The organism is Candidatus Nitrotoga arctica, assembly GCF_918378365.1.
In the GTDB taxonomy this organism is placed as follows: Bacteria; Pseudomonadota; Gammaproteobacteria; order Burkholderiales; family Gallionellaceae; genus Nitrotoga; species Nitrotoga arctica.
Map to the genome: position 1 here is coordinate 201869 of NZ_OU912926.1, position 19911 is coordinate 221779.

Annotated in this window: 16 protein-coding genes; 8 read left to right on the plus strand and 8 right to left on the minus strand. The window is 50.5% G+C overall.

Going from position 1 to position 19911, the window contains the following annotated elements; genetic code table 11:
• Positions 1–186: 186 nt before the first annotated feature.
• Positions 187–1047 (minus strand): RNA polymerase sigma factor RpoH, encoded by an 861-nt coding sequence (gene rpoH / locus MKZ32_RS00905; RefSeq protein ID WP_239795540.1) that lies wholly within the window; start codon positions 1045–1047, stop codon positions 187–189.
• Between the two features lie 812 nt (positions 1048–1859).
• On the opposite strand from rpoH, the gene MKZ32_RS00910 reads away from it, so the two are divergent.
• The 8 genes from MKZ32_RS00910 to MKZ32_RS00945 all read left to right on the plus strand — a co-directional run bounded on the left by MKZ32_RS00910 (position 1860) and on the right by MKZ32_RS00945 (position 12110).
• Positions 1860–5369 carry a molybdopterin-dependent oxidoreductase gene (locus tag MKZ32_RS00910; RefSeq protein WP_239795541.1) on the plus strand — a complete coding sequence of 1170 codons (3510 nt, stop codon included), beginning with the start codon at positions 1860–1862 and terminating at the stop codon, positions 5367–5369.
• A gap of 112 nt (positions 5370–5481) precedes the next feature.
• Positions 5482–6639, plus strand: a complete 1158-nt coding sequence (locus MKZ32_RS00915) for a 4Fe-4S dicluster domain-containing protein (RefSeq protein ID WP_239795542.1) — start codon at positions 5482–5484, stop codon at positions 6637–6639.
• Between the two features lie 7 nt (positions 6640–6646).
• Positions 6647–7768 (plus strand): ethylbenzene dehydrogenase-related protein, encoded by a 1122-nt coding sequence (locus tag MKZ32_RS00920; RefSeq protein WP_239795543.1) that lies wholly within the window; start codon positions 6647–6649, stop codon positions 7766–7768.
• 67 nt (positions 7769–7835) lie between these two features.
• Positions 7836–8576, plus strand: coding sequence for a TorD/DmsD family molecular chaperone (locus MKZ32_RS00925; RefSeq protein ID WP_239795544.1), 741 nt, complete (start codon positions 7836–7838; stop codon positions 8574–8576).
• Between the two features lie 136 nt (positions 8577–8712).
• Positions 8713–8922, plus strand: coding sequence for a hypothetical protein (locus tag MKZ32_RS00930; RefSeq protein WP_239795545.1), 210 nt, complete (start codon positions 8713–8715; stop codon positions 8920–8922).
• A gap of 201 nt (positions 8923–9123) precedes the next feature.
• Positions 9124–10140, plus strand: coding sequence for an Mrp/NBP35 family ATP-binding protein (locus MKZ32_RS00935; RefSeq protein ID WP_239795546.1), 1017 nt, complete (start codon positions 9124–9126; stop codon positions 10138–10140).
• Positions 10141–10142: 2 nt separating this feature from the next.
• Entirely contained in the window at positions 10143–10856 is a 714-nt protein-coding gene (locus tag MKZ32_RS00940; RefSeq protein WP_239795547.1) for a PepSY domain-containing protein, read from the plus strand.
• A gap of 297 nt (positions 10857–11153) precedes the next feature.
• Positions 11154–12110: an IS1595 family transposase gene (locus MKZ32_RS00945; RefSeq protein ID WP_239795548.1), complete on the plus strand. Its 957-nt coding sequence runs from the start codon at positions 11154–11156 to the stop codon at positions 12108–12110.
• 221 nt (positions 12111–12331) lie between these two features.
• Here MKZ32_RS00945 and rng read toward each other — a convergent pair whose 3' ends face one another.
• Genes rng through aceE form a run of 7 tightly spaced genes read right to left on the minus strand, consistent with a single transcriptional unit; the run spans position 12332 to position 19873 of the window.
• A complete protein-coding gene (gene rng, locus MKZ32_RS00950; RefSeq protein ID WP_239795549.1) occupies positions 12332–13786 on the minus strand; it encodes a ribonuclease G in 1455 nt (484 codons plus the stop codon).
• Positions 13783–14400: a Maf family protein gene (locus MKZ32_RS00955; RefSeq protein WP_239795550.1), complete on the minus strand. Its 618-nt coding sequence runs from the start codon at positions 14398–14400 to the stop codon at positions 13783–13785. The genes rng and MKZ32_RS00955 overlap by 4 nt, the downstream gene beginning before the upstream one ends.
• A 32-nt stretch (positions 14401–14432) precedes the next feature.
• Positions 14433–14903 (minus strand): 23S rRNA (pseudouridine(1915)-N(3))-methyltransferase RlmH, encoded by a 471-nt coding sequence (gene rlmH, locus MKZ32_RS00960; RefSeq protein ID WP_239795551.1) that lies wholly within the window; start codon positions 14901–14903, stop codon positions 14433–14435.
• Positions 14900–15259, minus strand: coding sequence for a ribosome silencing factor (rsfS, locus tag MKZ32_RS00965; protein WP_239795552.1), 360 nt, complete (start codon positions 15257–15259; stop codon positions 14900–14902). Before rsfS ends, rlmH begins: the two co-directional genes overlap by 4 nt.
• Position 15260: 1 nt before the next feature.
• Entirely contained in the window at positions 15261–15917 is a 657-nt protein-coding gene (gene nadD, locus MKZ32_RS00970) for a nicotinate-nucleotide adenylyltransferase (protein ID WP_239795553.1), read from the minus strand.
• 3 nt (positions 15918–15920) lie between these two features.
• Positions 15921–17195 (minus strand): dihydrolipoyllysine-residue acetyltransferase, encoded by a 1275-nt coding sequence (gene aceF / locus MKZ32_RS00975; RefSeq protein ID WP_239795554.1) that lies wholly within the window; start codon positions 17193–17195, stop codon positions 15921–15923.
• A gap of 17 nt (positions 17196–17212) precedes the next feature.
• Positions 17213–19873: a pyruvate dehydrogenase (acetyl-transferring), homodimeric type gene (gene aceE / locus MKZ32_RS00980; RefSeq protein ID WP_239795555.1), complete on the minus strand. Its 2661-nt coding sequence runs from the start codon at positions 19871–19873 to the stop codon at positions 17213–17215.
• Between the last annotated feature and the right edge of the window lie 38 nt (positions 19874–19911).

Here is a 19911-nt window from a genome sequence, read left to right on the forward strand (position 1 = left end):
ATGATCTGAACCGTTTGTTGGATAAGCCCGGTACTTAAGTGTGGGTCGGGCCTTATTAAGACAAATAGGGTCAGACATTCGCATCCTTGTATTCACGGAAATTCATGTTACTCGGATGAAGAGGATATCCATTAATCAATCTTTGTGGCAGGAAGAGAGAGAAATTATTCAAGTTTCAAAGATTAGCTAAATGGTGGACAGCATTGTTACTTGCATTTTCGCCATGGCTTTCTGTTCAATCTGGCGTATGCGTTCGGCTGACACGCCAAATTCATTTGCGAGATCGTGTAACGTAACCGTGTTGCCCTCGCGAAGCCAACGAGCTTCAATGATGCGACGGCTGCGTTCGTCCAAGCTCGCCAGTGCGCGGGTTAAGCCCGTGCTTTGCTGCATTTCAAGTTGTTTGTGCTCAAGGACGCAAGATGGCTCGCTATCTGCCGCAGATGCCAAGTAGGTGATAGGCGCAAAGCTATTATCATCTTCCTCGTTTGTAGCTGGCTCCAGCGCCACTTCGTGACCATTGAAACGAGCTTCCATCTCTAACACTTCGCTTGTGCTGACCTTCAGTTGCTGGCCAATTACACTGGCTTCTTGCGGTTTGAGTGATCCCAACCCCTGCTTCATGCTACGCAAATTGAAGAACAGCTTGCGTTGAGCTTTCGTGGTTGCAATCTTGACCAGGCGCCAGTTGCGCAGAATATATTCATGCATCTCAGCGCGTATCCAGTGCAGTGCGAACGATACTAACCGCACACCATGATCTGGGTCGTAGCGTTTGACGGCCTTCATTAGGCCGATATTGCCCTCTTGGATTAAGTCTGCTTGTGGTAAGCCATAACCAGCATAGCCGCGCGCCACGCTGACTACTACACGTAGGTGCGAGACGATAAGCTGGCGTGCCGATTCCAGGTCATTATCGCGGTTGAAGCGGATTGCCAAGCCTTGTTCCTCTTCTTGCGTAAGTAATGGGAAACGATTCACGGCTTGTATATATTGGTCTAAGCTACCCACTGTCGAGGGTGTCGGCAACGTCAAAGTTTGATTCATGGTTATAATCTTCTAATGGTTATCATCATAAAGTATAAATTTTAGCACTCAATGTCCTTGAGTGCCAAATCGTCTATAGATTAAATTGGTGAACAGGCTGCCTGGCTTCTAGTCACGTCAAATTTGTTCTATAAGCTCAACTCAAATCAAACTTAGTCGAGTTGACTTATAAAGTCATTCGCAGATAGCTAAGGCCTGAAGCACAGGCTATCGGATTGAAAGTGCAGGTGACGTATCAAAGCGTGCCGCTGCCAACGATCACATCACGATGCCGGAGAGCAACCCAGGATGCGTCGCTTCTTAGCTTTCAAAAGCCACGCGTAAGATATGCTGCTTGAAACCGTATTGGTAGCAGATTTTATAATACTACCTGACTCGTGGGCAAACTCAGGGCCCGCTCCGACCATCTATAACCCGTTGTTCACCCAGCGACAGTGGGCATCAATTCGCTGTTGAATCCGTTGGATTCTACTGTTGCCAACCTACCTCACAGTAAGGTGCGGGTCAATTTACGAATCTTGGGAGTGAATTAAGCCTGTCAAAAAAATAGCAGAAACTTGATCTAGATCAAATCGACTTTAATTTATCCGCGTAGATTCGCGATCATTCACTACCCGATTTTTGCTTCCATAAAAATCCGTATATTCAGGGTGTGACTGACTGTGGTATGTACTGAAAAATTAGTTTTTGCGGCATGAATTATTGTTGTTTTTTTGTTTCAAGTTAAAGTGGTGAATGAAAATTACTCGGATTGATGCCTTAACATAAAGCCGAGAAGATAATTTAATTTAAATTAACATAGGGGTGACTAAATGATGGAAATCAAGAACAACATAGGCAGGCGCAGCTTTTTAAAGCTGTCTGCCACCGCCGGACTCGCTGTAATGGCCAATAACGCCTTTGCAGCATCACCATTTCTGAAGCCGTATGTCGTTGACAACCCTCTGAAGTCCTACCCGAATAGAGACTGGGAGAAGGTTTACCGGGACATGTTCCATGTTGACAGCGAATTTATATTTCTGTGTGCGCCGAATGACACGCACAACTGCCTGCTTAAGGCCCACGTAAAGAATGACGTGGTCATCCGCATCTCGCCGTCCTACGGCTACGGAGATGCCGAAGATATGGATGGAAACCGTTCCAGTCACCGCTGGGAGCCGCGGATCTGTAACAAGGGCATGGTCATGAACAGAAAGGCCTATTCTGACAGACGGCCCAAAGGCGCGATGGTCAGAACCGGCTTCAAGGCTTGGGCAGAAGCGGGTTATCCGCGGACGGGCGCAAACGGCTTCCCGGATCAAAAATATCTGCAACGCGGCAAAGAACCCTTCATCAAACTGCCCTGGACCGAGGCTTACGCATTGGCAGCAGGCGCATTGGAGAACATTGCCCGGACCTATTCCGGTGACAAAGGTGCTGCGTTACTGACGCGCCAAGGCTATGACCCCGAGATGATTGCGTCGATGCACGGCTGCGGCTGTAAGACCATGAAATTCCGGGCCGGGATGGCCGCCTTGGGCGTGTTAAGAATCTATTCGCTCAAGCGGTTTTCACAAGGATTGGCGCTATTGGACGCCTATGTCAGAAATATCGGACCCGACGAAGCGAGTGGCGCCAAAGTATTGGACAGCTATTCCTGGCACACCGATCTGGCGCCCGGATGTCCGATGGTGACCGGTCACCAGATGCTGGATTACGAGTTCATGGTCTATGAGCACGCCAAGCTGATTGTCTTCTGGGGAAACAACTTCGTCTGTACCAAGATGCCTGACCTTCATTGGGTCAGCGAGTCGCGGCTCAAAGGCTGTCATATCGTCGACATCTCCATTGATTACCACGCGACCTCGAACAAGGCGGATGACGTCATTATTCTTCGGCCCGGTACCGATCCGGCGCTGGGTCTGGGGGTGTGCCATCTGCTCATCAAGAATAATCAGTATGACGAGAATTATCTGAGAGCCAATACGGACATGCCGCTGTTGATCAGAACGGATAACTGGAAAAACCTGAAGGCTTCGGACATTATCGCGGACTACAAGCTGGCGGACCTGACGCACCATCTTAAGGTGATGAAGCCCGGTGAAAGTCCGACGATGCCGCCGGCGTTCCAAGCCACGGCCTTTGTTTCGGAAGAAATCCGCAAGTTCTGGGGCGACAATGTAGTCTGGGATAGAAAGACCAACAAAGCCGTACCGCTGACCCGGGATGAATGCGGCGCGCGCTATGCGGCGAAGGGCGTCGACTCGGCCTTGACCGGCGATTATGAAGTGACCCTGGTCGACGGCAAGAAGATCAAGGTTACGACGGTATTCCAGTTGCACAAAGAATACCTGGAGGAATACACGGCCGAGAACACCTCGATCATGACCGGCGTTCCAATGGAAGCCATCGTTGACCTGGCCAACCTGTTCCACAAGCACAGAGGGCAAGGCATTATCAGCACCGGTGCGGGAACCAATCACTACTTCAATTCGACCCTGAAGGATCGTGGCTTCATGTTGTTATCGGCCCTGAGCGATAACGTTGGCCATATTGGCGGATGTACGTTTGGTAACTACGTGGGTAACTACCGGCAGTCCGTCTTTGGCGGGTTTGGTCAGTACCTTCTGGAAGATCCGTTCAATCCTGAACTGGATGGCCGTAAGATGGTCACCAAAATGGCTCACTATACCGATGACGAATCTGCCCATTACTACAACTATGGCGATCGGCCCTTAAGGAACGGAACCCGGTTGCTGACGGATCCTGGCCATATGCCGGCACCGACCAAGGTTCTGTGGCAAGCGAACTCCAACTCCTCACTGGGCAATGCCAAAGGTCACTACGACATGGTCGTCAATACCCTGCCGAGATGGGAAGCGATATTTTACAGTGACTGGAACTGGACTGCCTCTTGTGAATATTCCGACATCGTCTGGGGTGTGGACTCGTGGTTGGAAAACAAGCATACCGACATGGCCTGCTCCTGCTCCAACCCGTTCCTGACCGTTTCCCCGATCACCCCGCTGAGGCGGTTCCAGGATACCGTAGGCGATGCCGAAGTGCCTGCCGGAATCTTCAGAGCCTTTACCGCGCTGACCGGTGATCAACGGTTTGCCGACTACTTCAAGTTTGTGGGCACCAACCCTGCCGGCAATCCGGCGGATCGGGATTCCGAAGTTTATGGTCAACGGGTTCTCAACGCCGGCTCCGCCACCCGCGGGATGGTTTTTGCTGAGATCCGGGAAAAAGCCAAGCGAGGCGTTCCGACCATCTTCATGGCCAGAACCTATCCGAGAATCAGCGGCTGGGAACAAACGGCTGAAGGCGGCGGCTTGCCTTGGTACACCAAGAGCGGTCGGTTGGAATTTTACATGGATGACCCGCGGTTGATTGATGGCGGCGAGAATCTCACCGTCTATCGCACCCCGATTGATTCAAGCCACTACGAGCCGAATGTCATCGTCGGTAACAGCCGCGCGTTTGCATTGATGGAAACCCCCGAGATGCGTGGTCTGGAAAGAATGGGCAACAGCCTTAAAATTGCCGAAAACCGGCAAGGGCGGAACGTCATCCTGACGACCAAAGAACTGATGGCGACCACCCATCCGCTGCGGCCGCACGGCTATGAGTTCTGCTTCAATTCGCCCAAGTACCGGCACGGCGCTCACACCACCCCGATTGATACGGACTTGATGACCCTGTGGTGGGGACCGTTTGGCGACATCTACCGTCATGACAAGCGTCAACCGTCCGTGGGTGAAGGATTCGTGGACGTTAACCCGCTCGACGCCAAGCGCTTCGGTATCGATGAAGGCGACTATATCTGGGTGGATGCGGATCCCGGCGACCGTCCTTACAAAGGCTGGAAAGAAGGTACACCGGAATACGCCCTGGCCCGGTTCATGGTCAGATGCAGATACTTCCCCGGTATGTCGCAAGGCTCCATGCGGATGTATTACAACGCCTATGCCGCCACGTATGGCAGTATGGAAGGTGCGCGGACCCGGGCGGATGGATTGGCGAAGAGCCCAAGGACCAACTATCAAGCCATGTTCCGCTCCGGAAACCATCAAAGCTGCACCCGCGCGTGGATCAACCCGACCAATACCACGGATACCGTGGCCAACAAGAAGGTCTTTGGACAGGAAATTATTATCGGGATGCAGAATGACGTCCACTGCGCCAATGGTTCTCCCAAGGAATCGTATGTGAAGATCGAGCTGGCTGAAAAAGGCGGCGTCAACGGGGGTGTTTGGCATATTGCCGCTAAAGGCTACCGGCCGACCTATGAGAGCCTTCAAATGAAGACTTATCTCCAGGGCGGGTTTACAAGCAGATAATTACGCCTCCAGGGCGGTTTTATCAGCAGATAATGACGGGTGTGCAGCCGCCGCCCTGAAGCAGGGCGGCGTTCTTGAAATTGTGAAATAATTTTGTAAATGGAGATCTACAATGGCAAAAGTTAGAAATTGGCAACTGGGCAGGGAAATGGATTACCCCTACGAAGAAAACAGGCCAGGTCGGCAAGTATCCATGTTATTCGACTTGAATAAATGTATCGCCTGTCAGTCTTGTACCATGGCGTGCAAAACGACCTGGACGGCTGGTAAAGGCCAGGAAACGATATTCTGGAATAACGTGGAATCGAAGCCTTATGGATTCTATCCGCTTGCTTGGGATGTGAAGGTTTTGGCCCTCCTGGGAGAACAGGCGCAACCCTGGTCAGGCAACAAATACAACGGCACGACGATCTTTGAAGACCTGGGCATGAATCAACGGATCAAGGGTTATCTGCCCGATGAAATGGACTATGCGCATCCGAACCTTGGGGAAGATGAGTGCCTTAAAATCCTGGATGGTGAAGGGGATTATATCAAGGGTCCGACGCATAAGAACTGGGGTTTCTTCTTCCCGCGGATATGTAACCACTGTACCTTCCCCGGTTGTTTGGCAGCGTGCCCGAGAAAGGCGATCTACAAGCGGCAAGAAGATGGGATCGTTTTGATTGATGCGTCCCGCTGCAGAGGATACAGAGAATGCGTTGCAGCTTGTCCTTACAAAAAGTCGTTCTACAATGACACCACACGGACCGGTGAAAAGTGCATATCGTGCTATCCGAAAGTAGAGGCTGGGTTGATGACGCAATGCGTTACTCAATGCATCGGAAAGATCCGTCTCTTTGGTTTCAAGTCAGCCGATTACGATAAGATCACCAGCAAGCAAGTCCGGGAAAACAACCCGATCGATTTCCTGGTGCACGTGAGGAAGATTGCACTGCCGATCTATCCCCAGTTCGGTACCGAGCCAAACAACATGTACTTGCCGCCTGTCCATGTTAACCCTGATTTCCTGGCCCAAGTATTTGGCCCCGGCGTTGAGAACTCCATCAAGCAATACCGGAATGCTGGCAAGGACAAGGAGCTTCTAGCCGCGTTGTTACTCTTTGGAACGACCGAACGGATCTGCGACACGTTCAAGCTTGAGGGTAATGAGACGGTTGGTTATGATCCACAAGGAAAAGAGATTATCCGGGTTCCCTTGACTGAACCTGTTTATATCAGGCAGGTCAAGAACTTGAAGACCGGCGCATTTCTTACCAATAACTCATAAGGGGCGGATGATGAAAAAACTATTAATAGCCGCGTCACTTCTGATGATCCCGGTTGCGACTCCTGCTTTTGGGAGTGATGCTGCGCACGGGCCAGCGCACGATTTGGCGATTCCAATTATTGCGGTTGATAATCCTGGCCAGTATGGGGGCCACGCGTTTCATGGTTCCTTCAAAAGGCTCCCACCCGTTCGTCTGGATGGGGGGGAAACGTATAATGAGGGCGTCATCAAGTCCAAAGCAGTCAAGGGAGAAATCCCGATGGACCCGTTGAACCGGACCTGGCATCAGGAAGATCCAGTCAGGGAAACCTCTTATAATCAGTACAATCAGAGCTGGGAGCACGCCCCGGCCACGATCTGGAGTGATGCTTCGGCCACTGAAGTTCCCATGGGGCCGCAGAACCTGGTGATGCCGGGTTTGGTCGTGGCTTCCGTGCCGCTGGTGAAGATCAAGTCTATCCATAATGACAAGGATATTGCCTTCTTGTTAACGTGGTATGACTCAACCAAGTCTGAAACAGAAGTAATGGAAGACAAGTTCTCTGATGCGATCGCCATTATGTTCCCGGTGAATGCGGGATCGGAGCCCTCCTTCATGATGGGTGACGAAGAGAATCCTGTTCACATTGTTTACTGGAAGGCCGCCTGGGAAAGAGATATCGAGTTTGGATATCAAGACGTCAGAGATGCTTACCCCAATTACAACTATGATATGTATCCGGAAGTGATCCCGGCAATTGGTCAAACAATTGATACCCCTATCAGACGTTATAATGAAGGTCAAAGGCAATATTTGGCGGCCTTTAAGCTCAGAAATCTCAGCAGAGTTGACCCTGAGAGGTTAACACCGGTGGAAGAGCTTAATGCTGTTGGCTTCGGAACATTGACGCGGCAGGCCACCAATAATGCAACCGGCAATGGCGTCAGACGGTTTGGCTACTGGTCGGTTGTCATCAAACGTCCTTTAAACTCCGGTGATGTTCAGGACTCCGTGCTTAAGCCTGGATCCAAGACCATGATGGCGATCGCTGCCTGGGATGGCAAAAATCACAATAATGGCGCTGGCGGCAACAGGGGGCCACGCAAGAACTATTCAAACGGAGGCTGGATACCGCTTGAAATTGAATAGTCGTAATTGATTGACATGAGGGGGGCGGCGTTAAAACGCCGCCCCACTTTTTATTTAAGGGGATAGAATGTTAACGACGAAATCGGAAACAGAGTTGGCCCTCGCGAGGGCAGATGTTTACAGGTTTTTATCAATGGCCTTTGTCTATCCAGACAAAGATAGACTCGCCACGTTGCACGAACTTGCCTCCGATATGGATAGTTCAATCAGCCTGCTTCCTTATGATATGAAGGAAGAGTACCAGGCCTTTACCAGTCTGATCGAGACCGTCGACGTGACCGCGCTCCAGCCGGATTTTACCGAGATGTTTTTAACCCGTATGTTTTGCCCGTCGAGTGAAACCACCTATGGGAAAAACAGTTTCAACCAGCCGAATATTCTGGGCGACATCAGTGGCTTCTATAAAGCCTTTGGCTTTGTCATGAAAGACGATGCCGGGGTTTCATTTGATCAGATAACCGTCGAGCTTGAGTTCATGAGCTTTCTGGAATTAAAGATCGCCTATGCCCTGGATCAGGCGATGGAAGAGAATATCGATATCTGCCTGTCGGCGGAAAGAAGGTTCCTTGAGCAGCATATCGGGAAATGGACGGGCGTGTTCGGTGAAAATCTGGCGGCGAGAGCGAATGAAGCCTATTACCGAAACCTGGGCCTGTTGTTATCAAAATTCATGGGGTCGGAACTTAAATTCTTTGGCATTGAAGTGGACAGCAGAATAAAAGAATTGCCCAAATCGGATTATGAGGGGCCGGTGGATTGTCCTCAACAGACCGGCACCGAAATGGATGAACCTTTGCCTCTTCATTAGAGGAGTGTTATTCGTGTCATTTAAATTGTGTATAGTAGTAGGGTGCTCAGTTGTATGTCGTGCTTATGTCATTTTGTAGATCTTTTTTTGAAAAAAATGTATCGTACTGTCCGATCGCTGAATTAAGGAGTTATTCATGGACAATGGCAATGTGATGGGAAGGCGCAAATTCTTTAGCAGATTTTTTCCTGCTCTTACAGAAACGATCGTTGAAAAAACTAAAGACGAGACAAAAATATCGACCAATTCGAGCGTTATCAGACAAACGCCTACCCTCGATAAGATCGAAGTGGCGGAGGGAGTCCAGGAGGATGTCGGAAGAAAGTACCCTTGGGTCGGGATGTGACCTCATTTATGGATATGAAGGGGTCGCATGCTGAGAAAGCTACATATAATAAAGTCAAAATGGGTTGTCAACCTTGAGCAATGTGTTGGCTAAGATGATTATTGAAATAATTGTTTAGTCATTAAATAACCAGAGAGCGATTGAAGATGGGGTGATCAACCCCATCATGAAGATAATTATTTATATCACGAGAATGTTTAAATGACGAAAACTATTGAAATAAAGAACATGAGAGACACCCGGACGGTGGCTGCGCCAGCGAAGGACTGCGGATATTTTCATGGCTGTCAAACATGTGACGAAAATGATACGTGTAAGCTGGACCGTGCTGCTCATAAAAAATGGTTGATTAATAAGCGGATGGCGGATATCAAGTACAAAGTTCTTGTCGGTAGTAACAAGGGCGGCGTGGGCAAAAGTACCACCACGGTTAACCTCGCCTGTGCCTTGGAAAAACTGGGTTACAAGGTTGGCTTGGCGGATGCCGACCTTCATGGGCCAAATATTCCAAAGATGCTTGGGATTGAGAATGTAAGACTTCGCGGGGATAAAGACGGCATCGCCCCGCACATCATGCCTGCGGGGTTAAAGGTTGCGTCTTTGGGTTTGTTGATAGAAGACCAGAACGAGCCAGTTGTCTGGAGAGATGCAGTAAAGTACGAATTTATCATTGAACTCCTTGGGAATATTACCTGGGGGAAGCTCGACTTCTTGATAATAGATCTACCACCCGGCACGGGGAATGAACATATTACGATCATGGATTTTATTCCCAATCTGGATGGGGTTGTTGTTGTAAGCACTCCGCAGGATGTTGCGCTTCTTGACGCAAGGAAAATGATCTCTTTTGTAAAAGAAAGAAATACACCCATTATCGGAATTGTTGAGAACATGAGCGGTTTGATCTGTCCACACTGCAGTGGTGAGATTGACGTATTCAAGAAGGGCGGAGGAGAACGGGTCGCGAGTGAACTGGGCGTGCCATTTATTGGCGCGATCCCGCTCGATAGCGAGATAACCATTTGTGCGGATAAAGGAGTCCCCGTTGTGCAGGCTTATCCAGAATCTCCTTCAACCAAGGCATTTATGGCGGTTGCCGAAAGATGCGCGATATTTTTAGGCGCTCATCCAGAACAGGAGAGCGGCGGCGGGGCTGCGCAGTTTAGAGAGGTTGCGAATGTAACCGCAGGTGCTACAGTTCAAACAATAGTGAGTTAAGGATGAATATTCATGCTGTTCGCCGGTGGCATGGTCTTGTTGGAGCGGTCATCGTATTTTTTTTAGTCTATCTTTTAGTGTCCGGATTAGCTATAAATCATGTTGAGATACTTAAATTAGATAAACGGGAAGTAAGCTATCCTTGGCTAATGCGCTGGTACGGGATTCATGTTGCTGATCCAACTCAAGGGTATTTGCTGGGTAAAAGCTATTTTTCTTGGGATGATGAAAAATGGGTTTTAGACGACAAATTATTGTCCAGTAGCGCGGGGCAACCAGTTGGAGCAGTCGAGGTTAGGGGTATTAATTATGTTGCGACCGCCGCCGCTCTTTATTTGTATCAATCGGATGGACAGTTGCTAAATAAGCTGGAAAAACAATCGCTACCCGCTTATCCAATTTTGGCGCTTGGTAAAATGGGTAGCAATGTCATGCTGCAAACTCCCTCTGCCGTATTTGCTAGTGTTGATGGCCTGACTTGGGAAAAATCAAGTAGTACTGGAATGACGTTGTCTTCTCTACAAGACCTTCCTGCTGATGTTAAGCGTCGCTCGGCTGACATTCTTGAATCGGGCATACCGCTACAGCGTATATTGCTGGATGTGCATAGCGGCCGTATTTTTGGGCGTTATGCGATATGGGTGATGGATATTGCGTCGCTTGTATTGTTTGCATTGGGTTTAAGCGGGTTTTGGCTTTACTGGAGGCTAAGGTAACTAGAGTTAAGCGGTTTTTTATATGTTTTTGTTTGCAGATGATTTTTATTGGAAAAAGGCAAATTGGCACGAGAACACTGGCTTCATTATTGTAGTTATTGATCCGGCTAGGATATGTTTGAGCTTATTTGCCAGTTAAACCACACAGTGACGGCACCTTCCACTTCAAATTTCACTTGGCCGTATCAATAAAATTGGCTGTGTTCGTAAATCATATTGCTAGCTCATTTGGTGAGCCACTTTGACGTGCATACTATGTGTCACGGTACATGTGCACCGGTTCATGCAGGAGGCAGAATGAGAAAGCTGGAGCTGAAACGAATCACTGCCGCGTTGCGGCACCTGACGCCCGATCAGCGTAAGAGTGTAGCGGTTGAATTGGCAGCGCTGGATGCGCAGTCGGCATCGACTGTGTTTATCGAGGGGCGCTTCGCATGTGGCGCGACGTGCCCACATTGTAAGTCTATGCACGTGATTCGGAACGGCCACGCCAACGGATTGCAACGCTATCGTTGTCGGGAGTGCTGCAAGACGTTTAGCGCCCTGACCGGCACCCCGTTGAACCGGTTGCATAAGCGCGGCAAGTGGCTTGACCAGGCGCAGGCACTGCACGACGGTCAGACGCTGCGAGAGACTGCCCGTGCCTTGCGAATTCACCTCAGCACCGCACACCGCTGGCGGCATCGCTTTCTGGCGGCACCCAAGACCGTCCAGCCGCAGGCACTGACTGGCATTGCCGAGGCTGACGAAACGATGTTTTTGCTGTCGTTCAAGGGAAAGCGGAGTGGTTTGGATCGCAAGGCACGAAAGCGCGGCGGGAAAGCCACCCAGCGCGGCCTCTCGCACGAACAGGTGCCGGTGCTGGTTGCTCGTAATCGTGCCGGTGCAACGATGGATTGTGTGCTGAAGGCAATGGACATGGCAACGCTGTCTGTTGCGCTGAAACCGTTCTTGACGAAAGATGTTGTACTCTGTACTGACGGTAGCAAGGCGTTTGCCGGCGCAGCACGTAAGTTGGGCATCGAGCATCACGCTGTCAACCTGTCAGCAGGCATCCGCGTCGACGGGGCTTGGCACGTGCAGAATGTCAACGCTTATCACAGCCGGCTCAAAGCCTGGGTACAAAAATTTCGCGGTGTGGCCACGTGTTACTTAGACAACTATCTCGGCTGGTTTCGTGCCCTCGACCGTGAAATAGGCAATAGACCGAAACCCCAGCAGTGGCTGGCTATGGCGATCGGTGAAACGGTCTAACAACATGATTTATGAACACAGCCATAAGATTAAAGTCATGCGAACTTAAATTCGGCGTGTAAATTTAGTACATTGCTGGGAGCTCGTTTATCCCGATTTATAACCTATTGTGTCTGCTTTTTCTTGCATCGTCTTTATATATGCACTGTCGATCCGAACATTAACCTGAGGTGCAATTTATTTGCAGGACGAGTTTTCTGAACATAGATATTGCAGCAAAGTCACATTAATATGATGTCGTATTGCTCTTGGCTATACAAGTTTTCCACCTGTAGTGACACCGGTTTGCCGATAAGATCAGAAAGCTGAGCCAAGCTTTGTGATTCTTCGTCGAGAAACAGGTCGATGACCAGTTGCGAAGCCAGGATGCGATATTCACGAGCGTTAAATTGGCGCGCTTCGCGCATAATTTCGCGCACAATTTCGTAGCATATGGTCTGCGCGGTCTTTACTTCACCTCGTCCATTGCAAGTGTGGCAGGATTCGCACAGTATGTGAGCCAGACTTTCGCGCGTGCGTTTGCGCGTCATTTCCACCAGCCCCAAAGCGGAGAAACCGTTTACGGTGATACGGGTGTGATCGTTTGCCAGCGACTTTTTGAATTCTTCCAGCACGGCATCACGGTGGCCTTGGTTATTCATGTCAATAAAGTCGCAAATGATGATGCCGCCCAAATTTCGCAGGCGTAACTGACGCGCGATGACTTGTGCAGCATCCAGATTCGTCTTGAAGATCGTGTCGTCAAAATTACGCGAGCCAACGAAGCCACCGGTGTTAACGTCGACCGTGGTGAGCGCTTCGGTCTGGTCAATGATGATATATCCCCCCGACTTGAGATTCACGCGGCGCGACAGCGCACGCTCAATTTCCTCTTCTACTCCATACAACTCAAATAGCGACCGTTCGCCGACATAGTGCTCCAGCCGCGACATCGCACTGGAGATAAAATCCTGTGCGAAAGCAGCCATTCGCTGATAAGTTTCGCGTGAATCCACCAAGATGCGCGTGGTGCCTTCGTTAACGAAATCGCGCAACACGCAGAGGCTAATGTTGAGTTCTTGGTACAATAAAAAAGGAGCTGTAGATGTTTTCGCCAGCTCTTGGAGCTTGATCCACAGTTTGTTGAGATATTCCATGTCAGCGAGCAACTCTTTGTCTGTCGCAGTCTCCGCCATGGTACGGATGATATAGCCGCCGCTGCTATTATCAGGCAGTAACTGTTGCAGCTTGGTGCGCAGTAGTTCGCGTTCGACTTCATTCTCAATACGTTGCGATACGCCGATGTGCGATTCCTGCGGCATAAACACCAGCAGACGTCCGGCAATACTGATTTGAGTGGAAAGTCTGGCGCCCTTGCTGCCGATGGAGTCCTTAATGACCTGTACCAGCAGGCTCTGCCCCTCATACAGCATTTTCTCGATGGGCTTAGCAGCATCGCTGTTATTACGGTTTTCCCAGATATCCGCAACATGCAGGAAAGCAGAGCGTTCCAGCCCAATATCGATGAAGGCGGATTGCATGCCCGGCAGTACGCGTTTGACGCGCCCGACGTACACATTGCTGACTATTCCCAGATGACTGTCGCGCTCAATGTGGAGTTGTTGCACTATTCCCTGTTGCATTATTGCAACGCGGGTTTCCTGCGGGGTAACATTGATAAGAATTTCGTCATTCACAGAATGGGATAACCGAATATTTGCAGCAGCTCAGCCGTTTCGAACAGGGGTAGGCCCATTACACCTGAGTAGCTGCCGTTTATGTGTTGTATGAATGCCGCAGCGTAACCTTGGATGGCATACGCACCCGCTTTATCTAGCGGTTCGCTGGTGAGGATGTAGCGCCGAATACGCTCTTCGCTAAGCGTGGCAATAGTAACTGTACTGACCGACAAACGTATTTCCGTACGTTCTTCGAAGGTAACCGCGACCGCACTCAATACTTGGTGTTGACGTCCAGAAAGAATACGCAGAGTGGCCGAAGCCTGTTCACGACCTTGCGGCTTGCCAATAATCTTGCCGTCCAGAATAACGCTGGTGTCGGCCGCCAAAACCGGAAGTGGGGGTAAGTTGCGGAATTGCAGAAACTTCCATCCGGCATTCACTTTCTCCTGACAAACCCTTCGCACATAAACTTCCGGTGACTCATCTGTGTGCGGAGTTTCGTCCACATCCATCTTGCGGGATGAGTTAGAACGTAACAACAGTGTTTCAAAATTAATCCCAATCTGCTTCAGCAGCTCTCGGCGACGCGGGCTTTGCGAGGAGAGGTAAATGCGTGGGTGGGAAATCATGGCTCTTTAAAGTCCTGTATTAGCGGGTCGCATCATTCACGATGATAAGGATGATTGTGCAACAAGCTGTGGGCGCGATACAACTGTTCCGCCAACAATACTCGTACCAAGCCATGCGGCAGTGTCATCATCGACAGCGCTAGTAGCTGCTGCGCACTATTTTTAACGGACTCGTGCAAGCCATCCGCGCCCCCAATGATGAAGGCCACATCGCGTCCGCTGCCCAACCAACCTTGCATTTGTTGCGCCAGCTGTTTGGTGGAGGACTGAACGCCGCGTTCATCCAACGCGATGCGCAGCACCTCCTTCGGCAGGGCGGTTAATATACGCTGCGCTTCTGCCTCCATCATCTGTCCTATGCTCTTGCCGGTAGTTCGCGGCTCCGGCTTTATTTCTATAAGTTCGATTTGGGCCTCGCGTGTCATGCGCTTGGTATACTCGGTGAAGCCTGCGGTAATCCAGGCAGGCATCTTGTGCCCGACCGCCACCAGCCACAATTTCATTTTGGGTCGCTAGCCGCCTTAGGCGGCAGATGCCTCATACTCCATAGTTCTTCCAACTGGTAGTAGGCGCGCACTGCAGGCTGCATAATATGCACGACCACTTCGCCGAGATCAACTAGCACCCACTCCCCGCTTTCTTCACCTTCTATGCTGAGGGCTGGCTCGCCGCGCAATTTAAGTTGCTTGGATACATGGTCGGCTAAGGCCCTGGTTTGACGTGGTGAGTTGGCACTGGCAATCACCATGCGCTCGAATAGTTGACTCTTTTTGCTGGTATCGAGGACGTTGATATCATTGGCCTTGATATCTTCCAATGCGGTCACTACGGCCAGGATTTTTTCTTCAATGGTTAGCATGTTAGGTATATAGGTGATGTAATTGAATGTAATCGGCTACTACGTCTGGTAGCAGGTAATGTATGTTTTTTTTTTCGGCACAGCGTTTACGAATATCAGTGGCGGAAATTTCCAGGGCAGGCATATCCGCCACCAGAATTGCCCCTGCAGGCGAGTCACATAGAATGCGGGGCGACGGAGCGAGGCGTGTCCTGTATTCATCGCGCAAAGCGTCATTAGCCCCATTTATGGTATTGCCAAGTGGGTGCCCGACACGCTGCATGACCACTATGTGCGACAGTTCAAACAAGCTTTTCCATTCATGCCAAGAGTGTAACAGCAGGAAGGCATCGCCGCCCATCAACAAACACAGCGGCTGTTGCATACCGTGCTCGGCACGCAGCGCAGTAAGCGTATCCACCGTATAACACGGATCGATGCGATAAATTTCGCGTTCATCCAGCACGAATGCCGCGTTGCCTTGCAATGCCAGACGAATCATATCCAGACGCTGTATTGCGCTAGCGTGCGGCGCATTGCGGTGCGGCGGCGTACCGCTGGGAATGAAGTGTATTGCAGCCAGATTACATTGCTCCAGTGCTTCCTGTGCCAAGCGCAGATGACCATTATGGACAGGATCGAACGTGCCACCCAAGATACCGATGGGGGCCTGGTTCACAGGTTATAGCACCAGCCGGCGAACATCCGACAATACTTTGCCAAGATAACTCGTGAAATGCACTGCCTGCGCACCATCGATTACGCGATGATCATATGACAGCGACAGTGGCAACATTAGCCGTGGCACGAATTCACTCTCTTTGAATACTGGCTTTATGCTCGCCTTGGACACACCCAGAATGGCTACTTCTGGCGCATTAATAATAGGCGTAAACGCTGTCCCGCCGATGCCGCCCAGACTGGAAATAGTAAAACAGCCACCTTGCATGGCAGTTGCGGGGAGTTTTTTCTCCCGTGCCTTGGTGCTAATCTCGCCCAACTCCTTGGCCAGTTGAACTATGCCCTTTTGATCTACATCACGTAATACGGGCACCATCAGACCATCCGATGTATCCACTGCCACGCCGATATGAAAATATTTTTTCAGCACCAAGTTTTCACCGCTAGCATCTAATGATGCATTGAAATCCGGGTATTGTTGCATAGCTGTCACCACAGCCTTGAGTAAGAAAGCCAGCGGAGTAATTTTTATTCCCTGTTTTGTGTATTCCTCGCCAAGCTCCTTGCGGAAAGCTTCCATCTCAGTGATGTCAGCCTCATCGTGCTGGGTAATATGCGGAATGGAGACCCAGTTGCGATGAAGATTAGCACCAGAAAGCTTTTTGATGCGCGAGAGCGGCTTGGTTTCGATGGCACCGAACTTGGAAAAATCCACTACCGGCATGGCTGATACGTGTAAACCACCGCCACCCGTACCACCTTGCGGTTGTGCAAGCGCAGTTTTAACGAAGCTCTGCACATCATTTTTGGTAATGCGTCCTTTTTCTCCGCTACCTTTTACTCGCGTAAGATCAACCCCCAGTTCGCGCGCAAAATGCCGAATGGATGGACTGGCATGCGCCTTACTTGTAAGGTTGTTTGGCAAACTAGTTGGCGTGACAGGCACTGCAACAGGAGTTGCTGCAGGTGGATTTGCAGCTTCTTTTACTGAAGTCGGTGGGGTGGTGGGGCTAACCACAGCGGACGTTACCGTTGTATTGGTTTCCATCAATAAAATCAGTGTACCTTCCGATATTTTGTCGCCCACTTTAACGCTAACATTCTTCACCACCCCATCAAATGGAGCGGGTACATCCATCGTAGCCTTGTCAGTTTCCAGAGTAAGCAAGGACTGCTCAGCCTTGACCGTATCACCAGCTTTTACCATTACTTCTATTACCGGCACATCTTTAGAATCACCGATGTCCGGCATCAGTACTTGTTTGATTTCTGCCACGCGTGTCTCCTGCCCGCTTAGATCGTAGTTGGATTCGGTTTATCAGGATTGATATTGTACAGTTTGATTGCCTTGCTGACTTCGCTCATGACTACCGTGCCTTCGTCAGCCAGTGCTTTCAGCGCGGCGACTGCTATATGATAGCGATCAACTTCGAAGAAATGGCGTAGCTTTTTACGCGTATCAGAGCGGCCATAACCGTCCGTGCCCAACACTTTGTAATTGCCTGGCAAGAAGGCACGAATCTGATCAGCGTAGCTTTTAATGTAATCGGTTGCAGCAATTACAGGTCCCTTGCGCTTGCCCAAGCATTGCTCGGCGTAGCTTACGCGCGGCGCAGCTTCGGGATGCAGCATATTCCAGCGCTCACAATCCAGCCCATCCCGACGTAATTCATTGAAGCTGGTTACGCTCCAAATGTCGGAGACTACGCCAAAATCCTTCACCAATAATTCAGCTGCTGCGATGACTTCGCGCAGAATAGTCCCGCTGCCCAGAAGTTGCACCGTGGGTGTCGTGGCGGATTGAGCTTTACCTTCGTCAAACAAATATATACCCCTGATAATGCCGGTCTCCGCACCCTCCGGCATGGCCGGATGCGCGTAATTCTCATTCATCACAGTGAGATAATAGAACACGTCCTCTTGTTCCTGATACATGCGGCGCATGCCATCCTGAATAATCACCGCCAGTTCGTAAGCAAAGGTCGGGTCGTAGGACACGCAGTTAGGAATGGTCGCCGCCATCAGATGGCTGTGGCCGTCTTGATGTTGCAGGCCTTCGCCATTCAATGTGGTGCGCCCGGCCGTTCCCCCCAGCAGAAAGCCGCGTGCGCGCTGGTCGCCCGCCGCCCAGATCAAATCGCCGACACGCTGAAAGCCAAACATGGAATAGTAGATATAGAACGGCACCATCGCTACACCATGGTTGGCGTAGGCAGTGGATGCGGCAATCCACGACGACATGGCGCCAGCTTCATTAATGCCTTCCTGCAAAATCTGTCCGGCCTTGTCTTCCTTGTAGAACATCAGCTGATCGGCATCCTGCGGTGTATATAGCTGGCCAACTTGAGAAAAAATGCTGAGCTGGCGGAACAATCCTTCCATGCCGAAAGTGCGTGATTCGTCCGGCACGATGGGCACCACGAGCTTGCCTATATTTTTATCCTTCACCAGAATGCCCAGCATGCGTACAAAAGCCATGGTGGTGGAAATCTCACGCTCTTCGGTGCCTTTAAGCAACACTTCAAAGGCATCCAGCCCTGGTATTTGCAAAGGCTTTGCCACTATTTTTCGATTGGGGACTGTGCCCATGGTTTTGCTGCGCTCGCGCAGATAACTCATTTCCAAACTATCATCGGGAGGGCGACAGAATGGCAATTTGCTGAGCTGATCATCGGTCACTGGAATATTGAAGCGATCTCGGAATTTTCGTAAAGCTTCATCACCCACTTTCTTTTGCTGGTGAGTGATATTTTGAGCTTCACCGGCTTCACCCATGCCATAGCCCTTTATGGTCTTGGCCAGAATGACGGTGGGTTGTCCCTTATGGTTTGCTGCGGCCGCGTAAGCGGCAAAAACTTTATGCGGATCATGGCCGCCACGATCAAGATACCAGATTTCATCGTCCGACATATCGGCGACCAGTTCCAGTAACTCAGGGTATTTGCCGAAAAAATGTTGGCGCACATAGGCGCCATTTTTGGATTTATATGTCTGATATTCGCCGTCTACCACTTCTTCCATGCGCTTCAGCAAAAGTCCTGTCTTGTCCTTCGCGAACAAACGATCCCATTTCCCTCCCCACACCACCTTGATAACGTTCCAGCCCGCGCCACGGAATACACCTTCCAGCTCCTGAATGATCTTACCGTTGCCGCGGACAGGGCCATCCAGTCGTTGCAGGTTGCAGTTAATGACAAAAATCAGATTATCCAATTTCTCGCGCGCGGCCATTGAAATCGCGCCCAGCGATTCCGGTTCATCAGTTTCACCATCACCGAGGAACGCCCATACCTTACGTCCTTCGGTACTGGCAATGCCTCGATACTCCAGATAGCGCATGAAACGCGCTTGGTAAATAGCCATCAGTGGGCCCAAACCCATGGAAACAGTGGGGAACTGCCAGAAATCGGGCATCAGCCACGGATGCGGGTAAGAAGATAAGCCGCCGCCATTTACTTCTTGGCGGAAATTGTACAATTGCTCCTCGCTGAGGCGCCCTTCAAGAAAAGCGCGTGCGTACATGCCGGGCGATGCATGTCCCTGGAAATAAACCAGGTCACCGCCGTGATTTTCAGTCTTGCCATGGAAAAAGTGGTTGAAGCCCACGTCATACAGCGTGGCCGCAGAAGCGAAAGTAGCAATGTGGCCACCCAGTTCAGATGACTCGCGATTGGCGTTTAATACAATAGCCATTGCGTTCCATCGCGTCAGGGCACGAATGCGATGCTCGAGCTCATAGTTGCCGACTGAGCGTTGCTCCTTGTCGAGCGGTATGGTGTTCAGGTAAGGCGTGATTGTACTAATCGGCAAAGCAATACCAGCCAACTGCGCTTTTCGGACTAGTTGGCTGATCAGGTAATGAGCGCGTTCCGCGCTTTCATGCTCCAGCACCGAGTCCAGTGCGTCCAGCCACTCTTGTGTTTCCTGTGGATCGTTATCAGGTAAATCTGCCATATATCTACTCTCTATCACTCGTTGTTGTTGGTCGGTGC

Excerpts from the sequence above, each read along its gene's own strand:
- rpoH (WP_239795540.1), bottom strand. The coding sequence starts at position 1,047 with ATGAATCAAACTTTGACGTTGCCGACACCCTCGACAGTGGGTAGCTTA.
- MKZ32_RS00910 (WP_239795541.1), top strand. The coding sequence starts at position 1,860 with ATGATGGAAATCAAGAACAACATAGGCAGGCGCAGCTTTTTAAAGCTG.
- MKZ32_RS00915 (WP_239795542.1), top strand. The coding sequence starts at position 5,482 with ATGGCAAAAGTTAGAAATTGGCAACTGGGCAGGGAAATGGATTACCCC.
- MKZ32_RS00920 (WP_239795543.1), top strand. The coding sequence starts at position 6,647 with ATGATGAAAAAACTATTAATAGCCGCGTCACTTCTGATGATCCCGGTT.
- MKZ32_RS00925 (WP_239795544.1), top strand. The coding sequence starts at position 7,836 with ATGTTAACGACGAAATCGGAAACAGAGTTGGCCCTCGCGAGGGCAGAT.
- MKZ32_RS00930 (WP_239795545.1), top strand. The coding sequence starts at position 8,713 with ATGGACAATGGCAATGTGATGGGAAGGCGCAAATTCTTTAGCAGATTT.
- MKZ32_RS00935 (WP_239795546.1), top strand. The coding sequence starts at position 9,124 with ATGACGAAAACTATTGAAATAAAGAACATGAGAGACACCCGGACGGTG.
- MKZ32_RS00940 (WP_239795547.1), top strand. The coding sequence starts at position 10,143 with ATGAATATTCATGCTGTTCGCCGGTGGCATGGTCTTGTTGGAGCGGTC.
- MKZ32_RS00945 (WP_239795548.1), top strand. The coding sequence starts at position 11,154 with ATGAGAAAGCTGGAGCTGAAACGAATCACTGCCGCGTTGCGGCACCTG.
- MKZ32_RS00955 (WP_239795550.1), bottom strand. The coding sequence starts at position 14,400 with ATGATTTCCCACCCACGCATTTACCTCTCCTCGCAAAGCCCGCGTCGC.
- rlmH (WP_239795551.1), bottom strand. The coding sequence starts at position 14,903 with ATGAAATTGTGGCTGGTGGCGGTCGGGCACAAGATGCCTGCCTGGATT.
- rsfS (WP_239795552.1), bottom strand. The coding sequence starts at position 15,259 with ATGCTAACCATTGAAGAAAAAATCCTGGCCGTAGTGACCGCATTGGAA.
- aceE (WP_239795555.1), bottom strand. The coding sequence starts at position 19,873 with ATGGCAGATTTACCTGATAACGATCCACAGGAAACACAAGAGTGGCTG.